Genomic DNA, 20,388 nt, shown 5'->3' on the forward strand with positions numbered 1-20,388 from the left:
CTGAGGCCCCCGGAGGGCTCATCCGTGCACAACTGAGTCCGAAAGGCCCCATTCACTCCCCCGCGAGCACCGGCTGCTCCAGGTCGCCCGCGGCCAGATGGGCCAGCACGACCTCGTAGAGATCGGTCCCTGATGCCAGCAACTGGCGTTCCAGGACGGGTTCCGCGCTGCGCATGTGCTCGCGCACGGTCTGGGCGTGGACGCCCAGGACCTGCGCCGCACGCTCGGCGTTGCACCCGACGGCGATCCAGGCGCGCAGGGTGCGGCGCACGTTGCGGGTGTCGCGGTCCAGTCGGCCCAGCAGCTCCCGCGCCCAGGCTTCGACGGCCTCGCCGGCCAGCAGTCCGGCGAGTCCGGGAGAGTGGGTGCCCGGGTCGGTGCCCGCCTGCCCGTCCAGGAGGTTGATCTGGGTGTGGAGCGCCAGGTGGACGACGGCACGGGCGGTGACGTCGTCGAAGTCCACGCCGAGCATGCTCTCGACGCGCTCCATGCGGGCGCGCACGGTGTTGCGGCTGACGCCGAGGATCTTGGCGGTGTTGACGGCGGTGAACTCCAGGCCCAGCCGGGCGGTGGCGAGGAGTTCGGCGCGGGTGTGGTGGGCCAGCGCGTCCAGGGGTCGCAGCACCCGGGCCGACCAGCCCCGCAGGGCGGCGGGGTCCATCAGCCGTTCGGGGTGGGTGCGCTCGGCGTACACGGCCGTCCTGTCCGCGCGGAAGCGCGCCACCGCGAGGGCGCTGACGGCCTGTCCGTACGCGGTGGCGGTGCGGGCCAGGCTCTGCCACACGCTGCCGCCGAGGAACGTGTCGGGGTGCCGGCCGACCAGCGACCGCAGGTCGGAAGCGGTGCTCTCGCGGGGGCTGACGACGATCACATGACCGTCCATCGCCGGGCACCGCACGACCAGCGCCTCCTCCCGCGTGGTGTCCAGGCACTCCACCACGAGCCGTTCACGCCGGTCGGGCGCGGACTCGACGACGTAGACGCACGCGGTGTCGGCGTCGAGCAGGCCCGGCCAGAGCCCCGCGGCGACCCGGCGGGCCGCGACGGTGTCCTCGACCATCAGCAGTTGCAGGATCGCCAGCCGCAGATCGGCCGTGGCCCGCCGGAGCCGGAGCCCGGCCGCGGTGGTCCCGTGGGCCGTCAGCAGGAGTTCGATCACTTGGGCGGTGTGCGTGACGACGTCGGAGGCGTCCCGGTCGAAGGGGGCCGTGCGGGAGACGGCCAGCACACAGGCCTGCGCGGGGTGGCCGATCCTCACCAGGCGCTGGTGACACCCGTCCCCGTCCCAGGCCGCGGAGGCGACCCGGCCGGAGCCGAGGTCGGCGACGAGGGCCGGATCCAGCGGCAACCGGGTGCCGGCGACGAGCGTTCCCGCGGCGTCCTGCAGGGAGACCTCGGCGCGCACGGTGCCGGCCAGCCAGTCGACGACCCTGCGGACGTCCCGCCCGGCCGGCCGCAGGTGTTCGAGCAGTTCGTGCGCCCACGTCGGGTCCCCGGCCGCCGCCGGTGTCCGCCGGATCCCGTCCCTACGGCCTGCCACCTCGGTCTTCCCCTTCGTCTCCTCGCCCTCCCGGTCCGGTGCGGGGACGTTACCCCACCCGTGGGCGCGGCTCGTCCCGGCACGGTGTCGCTCCCGCGCCCGGCGGCGGCGCGGGCCCGGTGTGCGCGGTGCTCCCGGGCGGGCGGCATAAGCTCGGTGAATGGCGAAGTACTTCGACGTTCATCCCGACAACCCCCAGCCGCGCACCATTTCCCAGGTCGCCGACAGCATCCGCGCCGACGCCCTGATCGCGTACCCCACGGACTCCTGTTACGCACTCGGCTGCCGTCTGGGCAGCCGCGGGGGCATCGACCGGATCCGTACGATCCGCAAGCTGGACGACCGGCACCACTTCACCCTGGTGTGCCGTGACTTCGCACAGCTCGGCCAGTTCGTACGGATCGACAACGACGTGTTCCGCGCGGTCAAGGCGTCGACCCCGGGCAGCTACACGTTCATCCTGCCCGCGACGAAGGAGGTGCCCCGCATGCTCCAGCACCCCAAGAAGAAGACCGTCGGCGTGCGCATCCCGGACCATGTCGTCACCCAGGCGCTGCTGGCGGAGCTCGGTGAGCCCCTGCTGTCCAGCACGCTGCTGCTGCCCGGTGAGGACGAGCCCCTGACCCAGGGGTGGGAGATCAAGGACCGGCTGGACCACCAGGTGGATGCCGTGCTCGACTCCGGCGACTGCGGCACCGAGCCGACCACGGTGATCGACTTCTCCGGCGGCGAGGCGGAGATCGTACGGCGGGGCGCGGGCGACGTCTCGCGGTTCGAGTGAGGGGGACGGACCGATCGTGACCTCCGTACGGGGAACCGGCGTCGGCATCCGCACCGAGGACGGCACCGCGGACGCGTACCTGACGCATCCGGTGGAGGGCGGTGCCCGCCCGGCGGTCCTGTTCTACACGGACGCCTTCGGTCTGCGTCCGCGGGTGCGGGAGACGGCCGACCGGCTGGCGGGGGCCGGGTACACCGTGCTGGTGCCGAACGTCTTCCACCGGCGCGGGCCCGCCCCGGTCGTGGAGCTGCCGGAGTTCATCGACGCCACGGCGCGGGCGGCCGCGTTCCGGCGGCTCCGTCCGACCATGCGGGCACTGACGCCCGAACGGGCGATGCGTGACGCCGGGGCGTATCTGCGGTGGCTCGCCGAGTGCCCGGCGGTGGCGGGCGGCCCGGTGGGGGTGACCGGCTACTGCATGGGCGCGGCCCTCGCCCTGCGCACGGCCGGCACCTACCCCGACCGGGTGGCCGCCGCGGCCGGGTTCCACGGGGGCCGGCTGGCGACGGACACCCCGGACAGCCCGCACCGGGTGGCCGGCCGGATCACCGCCGAGGTGTACTTCGGCCACGCCGACCGGGACCCCTCGCTGCCCCCGGCGCAGATCGAGCGCCTGGAGCGGGCGCTGACGGACGCCGGTGTCCGTCACCGGTGCGAGGTGTACACCGGGGCCGCGCACGGATACACCCAGTCCGACACGGCGGCGTACGACAGGGAGGCGGACGGGCGCCACTGGGCGGCGCTGCTCGGCCTGTTGGGGCGCAACCTGTGATCGGCTCCGCCAACTCAGCCGGACGGCACGGGGGTTCGACGGCCCCGCCACGGACCACCCGGCCTCCGGCGGGCCGCCGCACCGTTGTTACGGTGCACCGGTGTCCGACTCTTCACGTGATACCGCCGAAGGTGCCGGCTGGGGCTCCGCAGAACGCGGTGAGTACCGGCGGCTGATGCCGAACGAGGCCGAGAAGATCTCCTGGCTCGATCCCAGAATGCTGTGGGCGGCCCGCAACGGCGTGCTGGCCTCGTGGCTGGGGGACCCGACGGGGGGTGTCCGCGCCCGCTGGGTGGCCCGGCGGGCGGCGGCCGGGGCGCCCGCCGACAAGATCATCAGGCGCGACGACCCCGACCGTTTCTCGTTCCTGGTCCTCGGCGACACGGGGGAGGGCGGCGAGCCGCAGTACGCGGTCGTGCCGGGTCTGCTGAGCGAGGGCCGGGACACGGCCTTCGCCGTGCTCGCCAGCGATGTCATCTACCCGGTGGGCAGCACCGACGACTACGGGCCCAAGTTCTTCCGCCCCTACCGGGACTACCAGGCGCCGATCTACGCGATACCGGGGAACCACGACTGGTACGAGGACCTGGCCGGCTTCATGCGCGTGTTCTGCGACGACGCCCCGCCGCTGCCCGCAGAGCCCGCGCCGCGCCCCCTCACCCGGGCCTGGTTGCGCTCCTTGCTGTGGCACCGGCCCCGCGCCGGGGACGGCGGGCGCCTCGCCCGGGCGCGCGCACTGCGGTCCGGGCCCGCGCAGCGGGCCGTGCAGCCGGGACCGTACTGGGCCATCGACGCCGGGCCGGTGCGGATCGTCGGCATCGACACCGGACTGCTGGGCACCGTCGACGCCGAACAGGGCGCGTGGCTGCGGGAGGTCTCCCGGGGCCCGCGCCCGAAGATACTCGTCACGGGCTCGCCCCTGTACGTGGACGGCGAGCACCACCCGTGTCCCGTCGAGGGCGGCGGCACCGTCGACGACATCGTGCGCGACCCCGGCCACCACTACGTGGCCGCGATCGGCGGCGACATCCACAACTACCAGCGTTACCCCGTGCGGCTGGCGGACGGCCGCACCCTGCAGTACGTGGTGGCGGGCGGCGGGGGCGCGTTCATGCACGCCACCCACACCATCCCCCGGGTCGACGTCGCCGGTGTCACCGAGCGGGACTTCCGCTGCTATCCGCTGCGCGGCGACTCCCTGGCCTTCTACAGCGGGCTCTACGGGCGGCGGCTGCGGCTGCGCCGCTTCTTCACCCTCACCGATGCCGAGGCGATGACGGTGATCGCCGAACGCCTCGGCATCGGGCCCACCCGGGTCCCGGGCGCGCCGCCGCGGATCACCCGCCGGATGCGGCTGGTCGCCGGGCTGCTCGGCACCGGCCGCCGGCCCGACCGGGCCAAGCGCTTCCGGCTGCCGGTGCGCAAGGTCTACACGTCGCTGTTCTCACCGGGCTCGGCCACCTACAGCCCTCCGTTCTTCAAGTGCTTCCTGCGGCTGGACGTGAGCCCGGAGGCGATCCGGCTGCGCTGTCACGCGGCGACCGGCCACCGCGCCCAGGAGACCGACCCGCCGGTCGAGGACGAGGTGACCATCCCGCTGACGTGACCCGGCGCCGGCTACCAGCGGCCCGGCGTGGTGCCGGTGAGCGGCGTCGAGGGCCGGCCGTCGACACCGACGGGGACGTCACCGGCGAGCATGACGCGGTGCATGATCCGCGGGTGGCCGACGTGGTCCGTGTCGCCCGGGGCCAAGTGGATGGTGGCCCGGTTGTCCCAGAACGCCACGCTGCCCGGCTCCCAGCGGAACCGCACGGTCCATTCGGGCCGGGTCGCCTGTTCCAGCAGCATCTCCAGTACGGCCGCGCTCTCGGGGCGGGACAGGCCGCTGATCTGCTCGACGTAGTAGCCGTTGACGAACAGCACCCGCTCCCCGGTCTCCGGGTGGACGCGCACCAGCGGATGTTCGGAGGCCGTCTGGTGCTCCAGCAGATGGCGCAGATAGGCGTCGTCGCCGGGACGGGGCTGGTAGCCGACGCCGAGCCGGTGCTCGGCGCGCAGCCGGTCGGCGAACTCGCGTACCGGTGCGGACAGTCCGGCGTACGCCGCGGCCAGGTTGGACCAGGTGGTGTCCCCGCCGTGGGGCGGGACGCTCTCGGCGCGCAGGATCGTCGCGGCGGGCGGGTCGACGCGGGCGCCGTGGTCGCAGTGCCAGCCGCGCAGCAGGCTGTGGCGGCGGCGCCGCAGCCACTCGTCGTGCTCCATGCCGAAGCGTCCGCCCAGTTCGAGCCGGTCGGCGGTCGTCTCGACCTCGGGGAAGCCCGGCGGCGAGGCGCTGCCGCGCCGGGGCAGCACGACCGGTTCGCCGAACCGGCGGGCCAGCGCCACATGGGCGGCGTGGTCGAGGCGCTGCCCGCGGAAGAACACCACCTTCCAGCGCAGCACCGCCGCCCGGATGTCCGCGATCACGGTGTCGTCGAGGTGACCGGCGAGGTCGACACCGGTGATGTCCGCCCCGATGTGGCCGGCGACGGGGCGGACGTGCATCGCCCCCGCACGCTCCTCGTCCGCCGCGCCGCCGCTGTCCGTCGTCATGCGTCCCCTTCCGCCGGCCGGTCCCGTGCGGACCGGCTCCCGGGAGGATCGTGGCAGCCGGGCGCGGTCCCGGCGACAGCGCCTCGCCCGGCGGGGACCCCGGCCGTCCGTTTGAGCACCACCCCCACCGTCCCCGAGGCTGGGGGGACGACACTCCCGACGGAAGGCCGCCCCGTGACCAGCGTTCCGAGCCGCACCCTCAACGACGGCACCACGATCCCCGCCCTGGGCCTGGGCACCTGGCCGATGGACGACGCCGAGGCGGAGCGGGCGGTCGGCACGGCCCTGGAGACGGGTTATCGCCTTGTCGACACGGCGGCCAACTACCGCAACGAGACCGGCGTCGGCCGCGCCGTGGCCGCGGCGGACCTTCCCCGTGAGGAGATCGTCGTGACGACGAAGCTCCCGGGCCGCCACCACGGCTACGAGGAGACCCTCGCCTCCTTCGAGGAGTCCCGGACGCGGCTCGGCCTGGAGTACGTCGACCTCTATCTGATCCACTGGCCACTCCCCCGTGTCGACCGGTACGTCGACTCGTGGCGGGCCATGATCAAGCTCCGTGAGGACGGCCTGGTCCGGTCGATCGGCGTCTCCAACTTCACCGCCGCCCACATCGAGCGGCTGGAGAAGGAGACCGGGGTGCTGCCCTCGGTCAACCAGATCGAGCTGCATCCCTTCTTCCCGCAGGAGGAGTTGCGCGCGTACCACGCGGACAAGGGCGTGGTCACCGAGAGCTGGAGTCCGCTCGGCCGGGGCTCGGCGCTGCTGGACGACCTGGCCGTCGCCGCCGTCGCGCAGGCACACGGGGTGACCCCGGCCCAGGCGGTGCTGCGCTGGCACCTCCAGCTGGGCGCGCTCCCCGTTCCCAAGTCGTCCGATCCCGTACGGCAGCGCGCCAACCTCGACGTGTTCGGTTTCGAGCTGGACGCCGCGCAGATGCGGACCCTCGGCGACCGCGCCCACCGGCGGATCGGCGGTGACCCGGAGGTGCACGAGGAGTTCTGACCGGATGCCCGGGGCGGGGCGGGGCGCGGTCGGCGGCGCTCCGGCCGCGCCCTCGCCCCCTCGCCGCGGGGCGAGGGGGCCTGGCCCGCGGGGCGGATCAGTGCTCCGGCAAGGCCTGTTCCGCCCAGATCGTCTTGCCGTGACCGGTCTGCCTGCTGCCCCAGCGCTGGGTGAGCTGGGCCACCAGCAGCAGTCCGCGGCCGCCCTCGTCGAAGGCGTGGGCGCGCCGCAGGTGCGGTGAGGTGGAGCTGGCGTCGGAGACCTCGCAGATGAGGGCGCGGTCGCGGATCAGCCGCAGCCGGACGGGCGGCACGCCGTAGCGGAGGGCGTTGGTGACCAGTTCGCTGACGACGAGTTCGGTCACGAAGGCGATCTCGTCCAGTCCCCACGCGCTCAGCATGCCCGCGGTCCACCGGCGGGCGGCGGCCACCTCCTCCGGGTCGAGTCGCACGTCCCTGGTGGCGACCCGGTCCTCGCCGAGGGCCCGGGTGCGGGCCAGCAGCAGGACCACGTCGTCCTCGGGTTCCTCGGGCAGCACGTCCTTCAGCACGCCGTCGCACAGGGCGCCCAGCGAGTCGGCGGGGACCGTCAGGGCGCGGCACAGCACCCCGGTGACGTGGTCGATGTCGCGGTCGCGGTCCGCGACGAGGCCGTCGGTGTAGAGGGCCACGACACAGCCTTCGGGCAGCTGGAGCTCCGTGGCCTCGAACGGCAGCCCTCCGACGCCGAGCGGCGGGCCCGCGCTCATGGGGACAAGCCGGCATGTCCCGTCGGGCCGCACCACGGCCGGCGGGGGGTGCCCGGCGGCGGCCGCCGTCAGGAGGCGGGAGACGGGGTCGTAGACGGCGTACAGGCAGGTGGCGCCGAGTTCGGCGACGTCCTCGCGGTCGTCGGCGGCCAGATGGGTGACCAGGTCGTCCAGGTGCGTGAGGAGCTCGTCCGGCGGCAGGTCCACGTCGGCGAGGGTGCGCACGGCGGTGCACAGCCGGCCCATGGTCGCCGTGGAGGGGATGCCGTGGCCCACGACGTCGCCCACGACGAGGGCGACCCGGCTGCCGGCCAGCGGGATCACGTCGAACCAGTCGCCGCCGATGCCGGCCGCCGACGCCGAGGGCAGATAGCGGTGGGCGACCTCGACGGCCGCCTGGCCGGGCAGGCTCCTCGGCAGCAGGCTGCGCTGGAGCGCCAGGGCGGTGGCGCGTTCCCGGGCGAAACGGCGGGCGTTGTCGACACAGACGGCGGCGCGGCTGGCGAGCTCCTCGGCGAGTACGGCGTCGTCGGCCACGAACCCGTCGGGGCGGACGTTGCGGACGGCGACCGCGACGCCGAGCGTGGTGCCGCGGGCGAGCAGCGGCACGGCCAGCTGGGCGTGGATGTCCGCGAAACGCGCGGGGACGGCGGCGCGCACGCCGCGCTCCCCCATCCACCGGTCGAACTCCGGCTCGCCGGCGCGGGCGAGCACCGCCCTGCCCTCCCGAAGGGCCCGCGCGGGCGGGGTGAAGGGCGGGTAGACGTCCGTCCGGCCGAGGGACACGACCGCCTCGGGGGTGCCCTCGGAGGCTGAGCGGTGCGCCACCCGGCGCAGGACGACCGCGCTGTCCGGCCGGTGCGGGGGCTCGGCCGCGCCGAGGACCCAGTCCAGCAGGTCGACGGTGGCGAAGTCGGCGAATGCCGGCACCAGGAGTTCCAGCAGCTCCTCGGCGGTGCGCACGACGTCGAGGGTGGTGCCGATGGAGGCGGCGGCCTCGTTGAGCAGCGCCAGCCGGCGCCGGGCCCGGTGGTGCTCGGTGCTGTCCAGACCCGCGAGCGCGGTGCCGACCACCTCACCGGTGAGGCCACGGACCGGCCACATCTCGACGTTCCAGGCGTGGTTCGCGGAGCCGGAGGGCGTCCGGCCGTAGCTCTCGTGGTGCAGGGGCTCGCCGGTCTCGGCGACACGGCGCAGATGCCGGTCCACGCCGAGGGTGTGCTCGCTGCGCCCGACGGTGTCGAGGAAGGTCCGCCCGAGCAGGCTCTCCTCCGACCCGCCCATCGCCTCGCAGGCGGCGGCGTTGAGCCGTACGAAGCGCTGCCCGGTGTCGACGACGGAGATGGCCAGGGACGCCTGCTGGAAGGCACGGTCCGCCAGGGACCGCTCGGCCGGCCTGCCGGGCACCGCGGTGATCACGTAGCCGCCGGGCGTGTCCCCCGCGCCGGTGACGGGGCGGGCCGTGAGCCGGAGCGTCACGGGGTGGCCGTCGCGATGACGCACCACGACGGTTCCCGAGGGCACGGGCGCGGCGCCGGGGGCGTCCCCGTCGAGCAGCTCCCGTACGGGGCGGCCCACGGCCTCGCCGGCGGGGAACCCGGTCAGTCTCCGGGCTTCCTCGCTCCACCCCGTCACGATGCCGCGGGCATCGACGACCACCGCGGCGGAGGCCTCCTCCATTGGTCCAATATCGTCCCATCGCCGTCCGCTCTCAACCGCGGCCGGGCGCCCGCGGGGCTCAGGCGCGGTGGTCGCGCAGTGCGGCGAGCGCCCGGTCGGCGTGCGTGTTCATCCGCAGTTCGCTGCGCACGACCTCCAGAACGGTCCGGTCCCGCCCGATGACGAAGGTGGCCCGTTTGGTGGGTGCCAGGGCGATGCCCCGCTTCACCCCGAACCGCTCGCGGACCGTGCCGTCGGGGTCCGACAGCAGCGGGATGCCGAGGGTGTGCCGTCCGGTGAACTCCGCCTGCCGCTCGACGGGGTCTCCGCTGATGCCCACCGGGCGCGCGCCGACGGCGGCGAACTCGGCGGCCAGGTCCCTGAAGCGGCAGGCCTGGGCCGTGCAGCCGGGGCTCAGGGCGGCCGGGTAGAAGAAGAGCACCACCGGGCCCTCCGTGAGCAGCTCGGAGAGCCGGCGTACGGTGCCGGTCTCGTCCGGCAGCGCGAAGTCCTCGACCGTGTCCCCCTTGCCCGGGTGCCCGCTCACGACCGGCCCTGCGCGTTCCTGGCGACGCCGCGCGCCCAGAGCACCAGAGGCAGCTGGAGCGGCAGCCGGCCGAGGGCCGCGGCCCTCTGCGGGGCGGGGCGGTGGCGCCAGTCGACGGCCATCTTCACGTTGGCGGGGAACACGCCGACGAAGAAGGCCGCGGCGGCCAGTGCGGCGGGCCTGCGGGTGCGGGGCAGTGCCACCCCGGCGGCCAGCGCGAGTTCCACGGCACCGCTGGCGTAGGTCCAGGTGCGCGGCGAGCCGGGCAGGGAGCGCGGCACGATGTGGTCGAACTGGCGCGGGACGGCGAAGTGGGCGGTGCCCGCGGCGGCCAGCAGGCCGGCGAGCAGCAGGGGCGAGCGTTCGGACCGTGACACGGTTCCTCCTCCGATGACCTGCCGCGCGATATTACCCGACGGTAAGTGCTGCTGGGACGAGGGGTTCCGGCGGCGGAGGCGCAAGGGCGGTGAGGTTCCGGGTCAGGAGGGCCCGGACTCCTCGTGGGCGGCTGCGCGAGGAAGCCGTCGCGCGCTCCACCGCCTCACCCGTCCCGGTTCGCGTCCCCGTCGGCACGAGCGGCGCGGCCTCCTCCCGGCCGCCGGTCCCCGCCCAGCCGCCGGCCCACCCTCGTCGCGGCCGTTCGGGCGAAAGCCCGGCGGCGGGCGCGTGGCGGTCCGGACGGGTGTCCACACCTCACCCGTGACCCTGCCGCTGATCCCGCCCATGCTCGCCACGCCCGGCTCCCTCCCGCCGCCCGCGGCGGACGCCCGCTGGGCGTACGAGACCAAGCAGGACGGCCAGCGGGCGGTGGTCTACCTCCCCGGGGACGGGACCCTCGTCCTGCGCGCCCGGTCGGGTCAGGACATCACGGGGGCGTATCCGGAGCTCCACCCGCTGGCGACGGCTCTGGGCACCAGGGCCGCGGTCCTGGACGGTGAGGTGCTCGCCCTCGACGCACACGGCCGCGCGGACTTCCAGCTGCTGCAGTCCCGGATGGGTCTGGCGCACGCTCCCGGCAGGGCGGCCCGGCGGGCGGCGGCGGTCCCGGTCCACCTGGTGCTGTTCGACGTCATGCACCTGGACGGGCGGTCACTGATCCGGCTGCCCTGGACCGGGCGCCGCGAGACGCTGCAGAGCCTCGGCCTCGACGGGCCGGCCTGGTCCACCCCGGCCGCGATCGTCGGCCACGGGACCGAGGCCCTGCGGGCCACCGCCGAGCACGGACTCGAGGGGCTGGTCTGCAAGCGGCTCGACTCGGTGTACGAACCGGGGGTGCGGTCCCGCTCCTGGATCAAGATCCGCAACATGCGCAGCGAGGACGTCCTGGTCGGCGGCTGGCTGCCGGGCAAGGGGCGGCTGACCGGCCTGCCGGGAGCGGTCCTCGTCGGACAGCGGGCGGCTGGGCGGCTGCGGTACGTGGGCGGGGTGGGCACCGGCTGGAGCGAGGCCGAACGGACCGAGCTCGCCGGGCTGTTGCGGGCGGCGGCCACCGACGTGTGCCCCTTCGACCCCGTGCCGGCCGCTCCGGGCGCGCGCTGGGTGGTGCCCCGGCTGGTGGGCGAGGTGCGCTACAGCACCCGGACCCGGGACGGGATGCTGCGCCAGCCGTCCTGGCTGCGGCTGAGGCCGGACCTCGCCCCCGGGGAGGCGGCGGCCGACATCCCGGACGACATGGTGTGATCCGCCAGTCCGGAGCGGCGAGAGGTGCGCCGCGCCCTACCCACGGCACGTGACCCTCTTGGCATGTATGCGTCCAGCCGGGATGCTGAACTCCCCCACACCCAACAGCCGTTGGGCTGCGCCCGGACCAAGAGGAGGACGCAGTGCCGTCGAGCACGTTCCGCACGCACCGCAGGAGATGGCTGACCGGCCTGGCCGGCGCCGCCGCACTGGTCATCGCCTTCCCCGCCACCGCCTTCGCCGCTCCCCCACCCGCCCTGCCCGCCGACGCCGACGCCCTGGAGCGGACCTTCCAGCCCGCCTACGACTACGACACCGACGGCTGCTACCCCACACCCGCGATCGGCCCGGACGGCTCCGTCAACACCGGCCTCAGGCCCACCGGCGCCCTCGACGGCGACTGCCGTGACGCCTCGGACCTCGACAACACCAACGGCTACGCCCGCGCCACGTGCAACAACGGCTGGTGCGCCGTCGTCTACGCCCTGTACTTCGAGAAGGACCAGGCGCTGCCGGGCGTCAGCCTCGGTGGCCACCGCCACGACTGGGAACACGTCGTGGTGTGGGTGCAGAACGACACCGTCCAGTACGTCTCGACGTCCAACCACGGCTCGTTCTCGATCCACGCGCGCTCGGAGGTCCGCTTCGACGGCACCCATCCGAAGATCGTCTACCACAAGGACGGCATCGGCACCCACTGCTTCCGCCTCGCCGGTCCGGGCGACGAGCCGCCGGAGAACCACCGGGGCAGCTGGCAGTACCCGGCCCTGGTCGGCTGGAACGGCTATCCGGCGGGTCTGCGCGACAGGCTCGTCTCGTACGACTTCGGCAGTGCCCACTTCGGGCTGAAGGACGGCAGCTTCGCCTCCCATCTCGCGGAGGCCGAACCGCCGGGCATCCCGTTCGACCCGAACGCCTGAACGCGGCACACGAGTTGACGCCGGGGACGTCGTACGGCGTCCCCGGCGCCCCGGGGTGCCGCGAGGGTCTATCGTGTCGGCATGTCCGTCCCGGAACTGATCCGCATCGTCTCCCGCGACTCACCCATGGCGCTCGCCCAGGTGGACCGTGTCCGGGCGGAACTGGCCGCCGCCCGGCCCAATGTGCGCACCGAGGTGGTGCCCGTCAGAACGACCGGCGACAAGTGGCTGGGCGAGCTGTCGAAGGTGGAGGGCAAGGGCGCGTTCACCAAGGAGGTGGACGCCGCGCTGCTCTCCGGCGAGGCGGATGTCGCCGTGCACTGCCTCAAGGACGTCCCCGCCGACCGGCCTCTGCCGGCGGGCACGGTGTTCGCGGCGTTCCTGAGGCGGGACGACGTCCGTGACGCCCTCGTGCACCCGGGCGGACTCACCCTGGACCAGCTCGCGCCCGGCACCCGGATCGGCACCTCGTCGGTGCGCCGGTCCGCCCAGCTGGCCGCCGGCCACCCGCACCTGCGGTGCGTGCCGTTCCGGGGCAACGCCAACCGGAGGCTGGAGAAGCTCGCGGCCGGGGAGGCGGACGCCCTGCTGCTGGCGGCCTCCGGCCTGGAACGCATCGGCCGCACCGACGTGATCAGCGAGGTGCTCTCCCCCGAGACCATGATGCCGCCCGTCGGAGCGGGCATCCTCGCGCTGCAGTGCCGCGAGGGCGACACCGGCCTGATCGACACGGTCAGCGCCCTCGGTCACCCGGACACCCACCGCGAGGCCACCGCGGAGCGCATGTTCCTGCACGTGCTGCAGGGGCACTGCAACAGCCCGATCGCCGGATACGCCCGGGTGGACCGCGGCGGCGAACTGTCGCTGCGTGCCTGCGTCTTCACCCCGGACGGCAAGACGCGGCTGAACGCGCACGAGTGGGCGGGACGGCTCGATCCCGCCACGCTCGGCACGTCCGTCGCCGTGTCCCTGCTGCGTCAGGGCGCCCGCGAGATCATCGACGGCATCCCGCACTGACGGCGGGTCAGGAGGTGCCTTCCTCCGCCTGCTCCTGCAGGAAGACGCTCACCTGCTGCGCGAGGGTGTCCCGGCACGCGCCGACGGGCGCCCCCACGGTCCCCTCGTGCACACCGACGCCGCCCGTCCACAACCGGCGGCCGGCCCACTCCTCGTCGGCGCGCAACTGCACCTGGACGTCGACCTGGCCCAGGGACGCCTCGGGACCGGCCGCGTAGAGCACGGCCGTGGCACGGCGCAGCGGGTGGACGTCGAATCCCTCGATGAACTGCGAGTTGCGCCAGTCGATGAACGCGCTTTCGCCGTCCGGGCCGGTTCTCACGTCGATCTGGCCGTCCTCGAGGTGAATGCACAAAGGCCGGTCGCCGCGATTCTCGACGGTGACACGGACACTGAAGTACGACAGCCCTTCGGCGGCGTCGTCCCGTCCGCGCGGCGGTTCGCCCGCTTCCAGACGATGGACGCGAACCCGCAGACCGGCCTGCTCGTCGTACTCCTGCCAGTCCCCGACCACGTTCGGCTCGTACACAGTCCACCTCTCGACTTCTGTCCGCTGCTTCCTATCTGTGGGTTCGGCGCACTGTCAAATGAGAGGAATGGGCCGTGGTCAGGCAGTTCGCCCCATCTGATCAACGATCAAGCGCTGCGCTGGAGGAATCCCCCGGCCGGCCGGGCGGGCCGCGGCCCCGGCGTGCCGCACATCACGTCGGCCGCCGTGATCACCGGGTGGCGGCGGGGACAGGACCGCGCGCGGCGGCGCGGTCCTGCCCCCGCCACCCGCACCGGCACCGGCACCGCGTATTTCACCCCACGAATTCCCCCGGTTCCGGACCGTGGGCATTTCCGGAACGTGTGCGCGTGAATTCAGAAAACGGTTTTGACCCGCGGGCACACGGGGAAGGGAATTCTCAGTGCTTCGGACAGGAGGCACGTCCGTGGGAACCGGCTCGCCGGCCCCGGGCCCGCCTGGTCCGAGCCGCCGCTTCCCACGGGGTCCGTCCATCCGGCACCCCGCTCAGGGAGGTGCGCGCGATGCGTACCGTCAGCCCCAGGAAGCCGCACTCGCACGACGACGCCCCCGACACGGCCGGTAAGTTCGCACGTCTGGCCGGGCTGCCCGAAGGGCCCGAGCGCAGGACGCTGCGCGACGAGCTGGTCACGGCGTGGCTGCCCATGGCCGAACGGATCGCCGTCCGCTTCCGGGGCCGTGGCGAGACCCTGGAGGATCTGTACCAGGTGGCGGCCCTCGGCCTGGTGAAGGCCGTCGACCACTACGACCCGGCGCGCGGCAACGCCTTCGAGGCGTACGCCGTGCCGACCGTCACCGGGGAGATCAAGCGGCACTTCCGCGACCACATGTGGACCCTGCACGTACCACGCCGGGTCCAGGACCTGCGCAACCGCGTGCGCCAGGCCGCGAAGGAGCTGGCGCAGACGACCCCGGGCCGGGCGCCCACGGTCGCCGAGATATCCGCGCACGCCCGGCTCACCGAGGACGAGGTGCGCGCCGGGACGGAAGCGCTGGAGTGCTTCTCCACGCTGTCCCTGGAGGCGGAGATGCCGGGCACCGACGGATACGTCCTCGGGGACGTGATCGGCGGCCCGGACCCGGCCTACGACACCGTCGTCGACCGGGTGGCGGTGCGGCCGTGCCTGGAGGCGCTGCCGGAGCGCGAACGGCTCATCCTGTATCTGCGCTTCTTCAGGGGGATGACGCAGAGCGGGATCGCCGAGCAGCTCGGCATCTCGCAGATGCATGTGTCCCGGCTGCTCAGCGCCTGTTTCGCGCAGCTGCGCGAGGAACTGCGGGCGGAGGCCGACTGACCGGGCGACCCGCCGCCGCGCGGACGCGTCAGCGCTCCGGCCGCACGCCCGGAAGCCGGGTGGGGCCGAGCCGGTCCAGCACCTCTTCCAGTACCGTCCGCACCTCCGTCGGCAGCAGTCCGGTGCGCCCCCAGACGAGGATCATGTCCGCGACGCTGCGGAGCTTGATGTTCGTGCGCTGGGAGACCTCCTTCAGCACGGCCCAGCCCTGGTCGGGCGAGACCCGCCCGAGTGCGACGATCATGCCGATCGCCTGGTCCACCACCGCGTGCGAGACGACCGCTTCCTTCAGCTGCCGTACCTCTTTCTCCAGCTGGAGGATCCGGTCCGCGCCCCCGTCCGTGGGCATGGTCACCTCCGGGTCCGGTGTGCCGCTCCGTTGCTGCCTTCGCATGGTGCTTGAGTGCCTTCACCCAGTGTCCGACCCATCCATCGTCGCCACTCGGACCGCCCTGTGCCACCGGGGTGGTCCGCAGGCGGCCGGGGTCACCGTTTCGGGGCCACCGCCGGGGTACTCGGCAGGCGCCCGGGCCGGTACCCGGCGGACACTGGTGCCATCCGGGTGGCTGCCAGGCCGACGAGATCAGGACGCGACTTCCATGAACCACGACATGCCCTCCCCCGCCGGCTCGACCGACGTCTTCTCGACGCACTCCGTGTTCGGTGCGCCCTGCTGGGTGAGTCTGACCAGCCGTGACGTGAAGACCACCGAGGAGTTCTACGGAGCCGTGCTGGGCTGGGAGTGGCGTCCGGTGCGCCTCGGCGACCGGTTCCGCATCGCGCTGGCCGACGGTCAGCCGGTGGCCGGGATCGCGGCGGTGGCCGGCATGTGGCACATGGCGGTGGCGTGGACGCCGTACTTCGCGGTGCGCAGCGCGGACGAGGCCGCGGCGCGGGTGCAGGAGCGCGGCGGCACCGCGGCGGTCGGCCCGATCTCCCTGCCGCCGGGCCGGGCGGCCCTGCTCGCCGACCGGGACGGTGCGACCTTCGGGGTGTGGGAGGGCGAGCTGTTCACCGACTGGCCCACCTGGCGGCGGGCGCAGCCGGCGTTCATCCGGCTGCACACGCGGGACGCCTTCGACGCCGCCATCTTCTACGGCGAGGTCTTCGACTGGGCGTCCGACAAGCCCGGCTGCTGCGAGGTCCACTACGAAGGCGGGGAAGTGGTGCTGCGCAGCGGTGGGGCCGTGGTGGCACGCATCGAGTCGGGGGCGCTGGGATCGGCGCCCGATCCGGCGATCCGGCCGCGCTGGCAGGTCCACTTCGCGGTGAAGGACGTGGCCGCGTGCGCCCGCGCCGCCGAACTCCACGGCGGCAGTGTGCTCTCCCTGGGCCCCGAGGAGGCCGTGCTGCGCGACAACGAGGGTGCCCAGTTCACGGTGACCTCACGCCGCGAGCGCTGACCCCCTTCCCGGGGCTCCCACGTCACCGCGGCGTGCGGGACGGGCGGGTCAGGAGCACCAGGCTGCGGCCGTCGACGGTGAGAGTGGTGCCCGCCTTGCGTTCCGCCTCGTCGGGGGCGCCGTCCGGGTCGGCGGTGTCGATCAGCGCCGTCCAGCGTCCGCCGAAGGACGCGTCCGGCAGCCGGAAGTCGACCGGCTCCCAGTGGCTGTTGAGCAGCAGCAGGAAGGAGTCGTCGACCACGCGCCCGCCACGCGGGCCGGGTTCCACGATGGCGTCGCCGTTCAGGAACACCCCCACCGAGTGGGCGTCGGAGCGCTGCCAGTCGTCGTCGGTCATCTCCCGTGCGTCCGGCAGCAGCCACACCAGGTCGGGCAGCGGCTGGCCGGCGTGGCGCACGGTCTCGCCCCGGAAGAAGCGGCGGCGGCGCAGCACGGGGTGGGTGACGCGCAGGGAGATGAGGGTGCGCGTGAAGGCGATCAGGCCGCGCTGCTCGTCGGTCAGCCGCCAGTCGATCCAGGAGGTTTCGTTGTCCTGGCAGTAGGCGTTGTTGTTGCCGCGCTGGGTGCGGCCCAGTTCGTCTCCGTGGGAGAGCATCGGAATGCCCTGGGACAGCAGCAGCGTGGCGAGGAAGTTGCGCTGCTGACGGGCGCGCAGTTCGAGCACGGACGGATCGCGGGTGGCGCCCTCCGCACCGCAGTTCCAGGACCGGTTGTCGCTCTCGCCGTCCTGATTGCCCTCCCCGTTGGCCTCGTTGTGCTTGTGGTTGTACGAGACGAGGTCGCGCAGGGTGAACCCGTCGTGCGCGGTGACGAAGTTGACGCTGGCGCGGGGCCGGCGCCTGTTGTGGGCGTACAGGTCGGCGGAGCCGGTCAGCCGGGAGGCGAACTCGCCGAGCGTGTGCTCCTCACCGCGCCAGAAGTCCCTCACCGCGTCCCGGTACTTGCCGTTCCACTCCGACCACAGCGGCGGGAAGTTGCCCACCTGGTAGCCGCCCTCGCCCACGTCCCAGGGCTCGGCGATCAGCTTGACACGGCTGATCACCGGATCCTGCTGGATCAGGTCGAAGAACGCCGACAGCCGGTCCACCTCGTGGAACTGCCGGGCCAGGGTGGCCGCGAGGTCGAACCGGAAGCCGTCGACATGCATCTCGGTGACCCAGTACCTGAGCGAGTCCATGATCAGCTGGAGTACGTACGGGTGGCGCATCAGCAGGCTGTTGCCGGTGCCCGTGGTGTCGTAGTAATGCCGCCAGTCGCCGTCCACCAGCCGGTAGTACGAGGAGTTGTCGATGCCTCGGAAGGAGAGCGTGGGCCCCTTCTCGTTGCCCTCGGCGGTGTGGTTGTAGACGACGTCCAGGATCACCTCGAGGCCGGCCGCGTGCAGGGTCTTCACCATGTTCTTGAACTCGGTGACCTGCTGCCCGCGAGTGCCGTGGGCGGCGTAGGCGTTGTGCGGCGCGAAGAAGCCGATGGTGTTGTAGCCCCAGTAGTTGGCCAGGCCACGGCCCTGCAGCACACCGTCCTGGACGAACTGGTGCACCGGCATCAGCTCCACGGCGGTGACGCCCAGCGAGGTGAGGTGTTCCACCACGGCGGGATGCGCGAGACCGGCGTAGGTGCCCCGGAGCTCGTCCGGGACGTCGGGGTGGGTGCGGGTCATGCCCTTGACGTGGGCCTCGTAGATCACCGTGTCGGAGTAGGGGCGGCAGGGCCGGATGTCGCCGCCCCAGTCGAAGGCCGGGTCGGTCACCACGCCGAGCACCGTGTGCCCGGCGCTGTCGGCGGGGTCGGGGCCGTGCGGATGGCGCTCGTACAGCGAGGGGTGGTTGTCGACCTGGCCGTCCACCGCGGTGGCGTAGGGGTCGAGGAGCAGCTTGGCCGGGTTGCAGCGGTGGCCGGCCGCCGGGGCCCACGGTCCGTGGACCCGGTAGCCGTAGCGCTGTCCGGGGGCGACGCCGGGGAGGTAGCCGTGCCAGACGAATCCGTCGGCCTCGGTGAGCCGTACGGCACGGTGCCGGCCGTCGTCGTCGACGAGGACCAGTTCGACGCGTTCGGCGACCTCGCTGAACAGCGCGAAGTTGGTGCCCTCCCCGTCGTAGGACGCACCCAGCGGGTAGGGGCGCCCGCTCCACGCGGGCGCCCCTTTCCGGTTCTGTCGCCGGGTCACCGGACCTCCTCCAGGAGGCCGCCCGGCGTTCGCACCCGGCCGGTGAGCTGGGCGACGGTCGGTTCGCGGGGCACCTGCAGGCCCTCGCTCTCGCGCGGGTCGGGCGCCGTCGGCACCAACGGGACGCGTTCGCCGGCGCGGGCGCGCTGCGAGAACCAGATGACCTTGCTGCCGGTCTCGGTGGCGCAGCAGCCCCAGCCGTCGCTGCTCGCCGCGATGTGCTCGAGGCAGCCGCGCAGCTCCTGGTCGGGGCGCAGGGATCGGTTGTTGTCCCCGATGGCCGTGATGAGGTGCTGGCCGTTCCACCACATCTCGATCGACGTGTTCCTGTCGGTCGCGTGCTCGGCGATGGCGCGCAGCAGCATCTCGGCGCCGCCGCAGACGGGCTGCATCAGGTTCTCCAGGTCCCAGAACCGGAGGTGAGCGGCCAGTATGCGGCTGACCTGTCCCACCTTCTCCGGGCTGACTTCCACGTCGAGGTGGTAGTAGCAGGGCACTGCGGTCTTCATGGTCGTTGGCTCCTCACCGCGAAGCTCGCGCTCCATCTCGCCCCTGAGGGACGAACCCCGGACACGGAACGTGAGCGGGTGTCGCTTCTGAGTCACCTTCAGAGTGAGGGGGTTGGTCCATTCGTGCAACACGAGCGCACGGCTGGGGCCTACGGGGCGACGACCCGGCGCTCGGTGCGCCGCCACGCCCGTCACACGGGGAGGAGGGCGAACCCGATCTGTTGAAAATCCAACAAGACGCTGTGTCATCACCCGTGCACCATGTGTGAAGACCTCGATCGCCGTTACGGGTCCGTGCATCTGTGCGCACGCTCCTGCCCGACCGTCGGGACAACGCGCCTCCATCGAGCCCCGGAAAGGTCAACGGCGCATGCTGCTACCCGCCAAAGCCGAAGTCGCCCGGCAGTTGCGTCGCTACCGGGCCTGGGAACGCGTGATGCTCGCGGCCCCCGCCGACCGCACGGTGCGGGCCACCTTCGAGGACTCGGGATACACCCTCTGTGTGCTGATGGGGAAGCGCTGCGCGCGGGAGGCCGCGGACGCCGCCGAACGGTATCTGCGCAGCACCGTCGTCACGTATCTGCAGGAACAGAACGACAGGCCCCGCCCGGCCGCCACGGTCAGACGGGGCCCGCCGGCCATCGGGCGGCGCTCCCCGGCGGGAAGGCAGTGACCTTCCCGCCGCTGTTTGGTCCCACGCCCGGGCACCGGCCCGGGCGTCGAGCACGGCGGAGGTGCGAAGACCCATGAAGACGACCCGGACCATCGGTCGTGTCCCGGTACGGGACGTCCGGCCGTCCGTCGACTGCGGCAGGCGGCCGGCGAAGGCCGTCGTGGGCGAGACGTTCGAGGTCACCGCCACCCTGTTCCGGGAGGGGCACGACGCGGTAGGCGCCAATGTGGTGCTGAAGGATCCCGAGGGGCGTCCGGGGCCGTTCACGCCGATGCGGGAGCTGGCACCCGGCACGGACCGGTGGGGGGCCGAGGTCGTCGCGCACGGCACGGGTCTGTGGACCTTCCGCGTCGAGGCCTGGGGCGACCCCGTGGCCACCTGGCGCAGGACCGCCGCCGTCAAGGTCCCCGCGGGCATCGACACCGGGCTGGTCCTGGAGGAGGGCGCCGACCTCCATGAGCGCGCGGCGGCCGGGGTGCCGCGGGACGAGGGACAGGACGTGGTCCTGGCCGCGGCCGAGACCCTGCGCGACGACTCCCTGCCCTGCGCCA

20 protein-coding genes are annotated in these 20,388 nt (G+C 73.3%); 11 read left to right on the top strand and 9 right to left on the bottom strand.

Going from position 1 to position 20,388, the window contains the following annotated elements; translation table 11 throughout:
- Positions 1-52: 52 nt before the first annotated feature.
- A complete protein-coding gene (locus tag BU52_RS27200; RefSeq protein ID WP_037939191.1) occupies positions 53-1,540 on the bottom strand; it encodes a helix-turn-helix domain-containing protein in 1,488 nt (495 codons plus the stop codon).
- Positions 1,541-1,700: 160 nt separating this feature from the next.
- On the opposite strand from BU52_RS27200, the gene BU52_RS27205 reads away from it, so the two are divergent.
- The 3 genes from BU52_RS27205 (at position 1,701) to BU52_RS27215 (ending at position 4,699) form a co-directional block, all read left to right on the top strand.
- Complete coding sequence (locus tag BU52_RS27205; RefSeq protein WP_037939193.1) at positions 1,701-2,321, top strand: L-threonylcarbamoyladenylate synthase; 621 nt, start codon at positions 1,701-1,703, stop codon at positions 2,319-2,321.
- Positions 2,322-2,337: 16 nt separating this feature from the next.
- The gene (locus tag BU52_RS27210; protein WP_037939196.1) at positions 2,338-3,093 is read left to right on the top strand and encodes a dienelactone hydrolase family protein; all 756 of its coding nucleotides are present in this window, start codon (positions 2,338-2,340) and stop codon (positions 3,091-3,093) included.
- 100 nt (positions 3,094-3,193) lie between these two features.
- Entirely contained in the window at positions 3,194-4,699 is a 1,506-nt protein-coding gene (locus BU52_RS27215; protein ID WP_037939198.1) for a metallophosphoesterase family protein, read from the top strand.
- A gap of 11 nt (positions 4,700-4,710) precedes the next feature.
- On the opposite strand, the gene BU52_RS27220 is transcribed toward BU52_RS27215, so the two are convergent.
- Positions 4,711-5,685 (bottom strand): TauD/TfdA dioxygenase family protein, encoded by a 975-nt coding sequence (locus BU52_RS27220; protein WP_037939200.1) that lies wholly within the window; start codon positions 5,683-5,685, stop codon positions 4,711-4,713.
- A 174-nt stretch (positions 5,686-5,859) separates the two neighbouring features.
- Between BU52_RS27220 and BU52_RS27225 the strand changes: the two genes are divergently transcribed.
- A complete protein-coding gene (locus tag BU52_RS27225) occupies positions 5,860-6,690 on the top strand; it encodes an aldo/keto reductase (protein ID WP_037939203.1) in 831 nt (276 codons plus the stop codon).
- 97 nt (positions 6,691-6,787) lie between these two features.
- On the opposite strand, the gene BU52_RS27230 is transcribed toward BU52_RS27225, so the two are convergent.
- Genes BU52_RS27230 through BU52_RS27240 form a run of 3 tightly spaced genes read right to left on the bottom strand, consistent with a single transcriptional unit; the run spans position 6,788 to position 10,021 of the window.
- Entirely contained in the window at positions 6,788-9,118 is a 2,331-nt protein-coding gene (locus tag BU52_RS27230; protein WP_037939206.1) for a SpoIIE family protein phosphatase, read from the bottom strand.
- A 58-nt stretch (positions 9,119-9,176) separates the two neighbouring features.
- Complete coding sequence (locus BU52_RS27235; RefSeq protein ID WP_037939209.1) at positions 9,177-9,644, bottom strand: peroxiredoxin; 468 nt, start codon at positions 9,642-9,644, stop codon at positions 9,177-9,179.
- Positions 9,641-10,021, bottom strand: coding sequence for a DoxX family protein (locus BU52_RS27240; RefSeq protein WP_037939211.1), 381 nt, complete (start codon positions 10,019-10,021; stop codon positions 9,641-9,643). The genes BU52_RS27235 and BU52_RS27240 overlap by 4 nt, the downstream gene beginning before the upstream one ends.
- A gap of 322 nt (positions 10,022-10,343) precedes the next feature.
- On the opposite strand from BU52_RS27240, the gene BU52_RS27245 reads away from it, so the two are divergent.
- From BU52_RS27245 to hemC, 3 genes are all read left to right on the top strand, one after another.
- On the top strand, positions 10,344-11,324 hold the full coding sequence (locus BU52_RS27245) for an ATP-dependent DNA ligase (protein ID WP_037939274.1): 981 nt from the start codon (positions 10,344-10,346) through the stop codon (positions 11,322-11,324).
- A 143-nt stretch (positions 11,325-11,467) separates the two neighbouring features.
- Positions 11,468-12,244, top strand: a complete 777-nt coding sequence (locus BU52_RS27250; RefSeq protein WP_037939215.1) for an NPP1 family protein — start codon at positions 11,468-11,470, stop codon at positions 12,242-12,244.
- A gap of 81 nt (positions 12,245-12,325) precedes the next feature.
- Positions 12,326-13,261: a hydroxymethylbilane synthase gene (gene hemC, locus BU52_RS27255; protein WP_037939218.1), complete on the top strand. Its 936-nt coding sequence runs from the start codon at positions 12,326-12,328 to the stop codon at positions 13,259-13,261.
- 7 nt (positions 13,262-13,268) lie between these two features.
- Here the strand turns inward: hemC and BU52_RS27260 are convergent, their stop codons facing one another.
- Positions 13,269-13,790, bottom strand: a complete 522-nt coding sequence (locus BU52_RS27260; RefSeq protein WP_037939221.1) for a hypothetical protein — start codon at positions 13,788-13,790, stop codon at positions 13,269-13,271.
- A gap of 503 nt (positions 13,791-14,293) precedes the next feature.
- Between BU52_RS27260 and BU52_RS27265 the strand changes: the two genes are divergently transcribed.
- A complete protein-coding gene (locus BU52_RS27265; protein ID WP_037939224.1) occupies positions 14,294-15,085 on the top strand; it encodes an RNA polymerase sigma factor SigF in 792 nt (263 codons plus the stop codon).
- Between the two features lie 28 nt (positions 15,086-15,113).
- Here BU52_RS27265 and BU52_RS27270 read toward each other — a convergent pair whose 3' ends face one another.
- A complete protein-coding gene (locus BU52_RS27270; RefSeq protein WP_435857085.1) occupies positions 15,114-15,434 on the bottom strand; it encodes an ANTAR domain-containing protein in 321 nt (106 codons plus the stop codon).
- Between the two features lie 250 nt (positions 15,435-15,684).
- Here BU52_RS27270 and BU52_RS27275 point away from each other — a divergent pair, with 250 nt between their 5' ends.
- Positions 15,685-16,488 carry a VOC family protein gene (locus BU52_RS27275; protein WP_037939229.1) on the top strand — a complete coding sequence of 268 codons (804 nt, stop codon included), beginning with the start codon at positions 15,685-15,687 and terminating at the stop codon, positions 16,486-16,488.
- Between the two features lie 22 nt (positions 16,489-16,510).
- Here BU52_RS27275 and glgX read toward each other — a convergent pair whose 3' ends face one another.
- Positions 16,511-18,655: a glycogen debranching protein GlgX gene (gene glgX / locus BU52_RS27280; protein WP_037939232.1), complete on the bottom strand. Its 2,145-nt coding sequence runs from the start codon at positions 18,653-18,655 to the stop codon at positions 16,511-16,513.
- A complete protein-coding gene (locus BU52_RS27285) occupies positions 18,652-19,164 on the bottom strand; it encodes a hypothetical protein (RefSeq protein ID WP_037939235.1) in 513 nt (170 codons plus the stop codon). Before BU52_RS27285 ends, glgX begins: the two co-directional genes overlap by 4 nt.
- A 370-nt stretch (positions 19,165-19,534) precedes the next feature.
- Here BU52_RS27285 and BU52_RS27290 point away from each other — a divergent pair, with 370 nt between their 5' ends.
- Positions 19,535-19,837 (top strand): DUF5133 domain-containing protein, encoded by a 303-nt coding sequence (locus BU52_RS27290; protein ID WP_037939237.1) that lies wholly within the window; start codon positions 19,535-19,537, stop codon positions 19,835-19,837.
- A 73-nt stretch (positions 19,838-19,910) separates the two neighbouring features.
- Positions 19,911-20,388 (top strand): maltotransferase domain-containing protein (locus tag BU52_RS27295; RefSeq protein WP_037939239.1); only part of this gene is annotated, 478 nt, incomplete at its 3' end.

This window comes from Streptomyces toyocaensis, from assembly GCF_000725125.1.
GTDB lineage: Bacteria > Actinomycetota > Actinomycetes > Streptomycetales > Streptomycetaceae > Streptomyces > Streptomyces toyocaensis.

What these genes read in the sequence shown, in the direction of transcription:
- BU52_RS27205 (WP_037939193.1), top strand. Translation starts at nt 1,701, where the DNA reads ATGGCGAAGTACTTCGACGTTCATCCCGACAACCCCCAGCCGCGCACC.
- BU52_RS27220 (WP_037939200.1), bottom strand. Translation starts at nt 5,685, where the DNA reads ATGACGACGGACAGCGGCGGCGCGGCGGACGAGGAGCGTGCGGGGGCG.
- BU52_RS27230 (WP_037939206.1), bottom strand. Translation starts at nt 9,118, where the DNA reads ATGGAGGAGGCCTCCGCCGCGGTGGTCGTCGATGCCCGCGGCATCGTG.
- hemC (WP_037939218.1), top strand. Translation starts at nt 12,326, where the DNA reads ATGTCCGTCCCGGAACTGATCCGCATCGTCTCCCGCGACTCACCCATG.
- BU52_RS27265 (WP_037939224.1), top strand. Translation starts at nt 14,294, where the DNA reads ATGCGTACCGTCAGCCCCAGGAAGCCGCACTCGCACGACGACGCCCCC.
- BU52_RS27270 (WP_435857085.1), bottom strand. Translation starts at nt 15,434, where the DNA reads ATGCCCACGGACGGGGGCGCGGACCGGATCCTCCAGCTGGAGAAAGAG.
- BU52_RS27275 (WP_037939229.1), top strand. Translation starts at nt 15,685, where the DNA reads ATGAACCACGACATGCCCTCCCCCGCCGGCTCGACCGACGTCTTCTCG.
- BU52_RS27285 (WP_037939235.1), bottom strand. Translation starts at nt 19,164, where the DNA reads ATGAAGACCGCAGTGCCCTGCTACTACCACCTCGACGTGGAAGTCAGC.
- BU52_RS27290 (WP_037939237.1), top strand. Translation starts at nt 19,535, where the DNA reads ATGCTGCTACCCGCCAAAGCCGAAGTCGCCCGGCAGTTGCGTCGCTAC.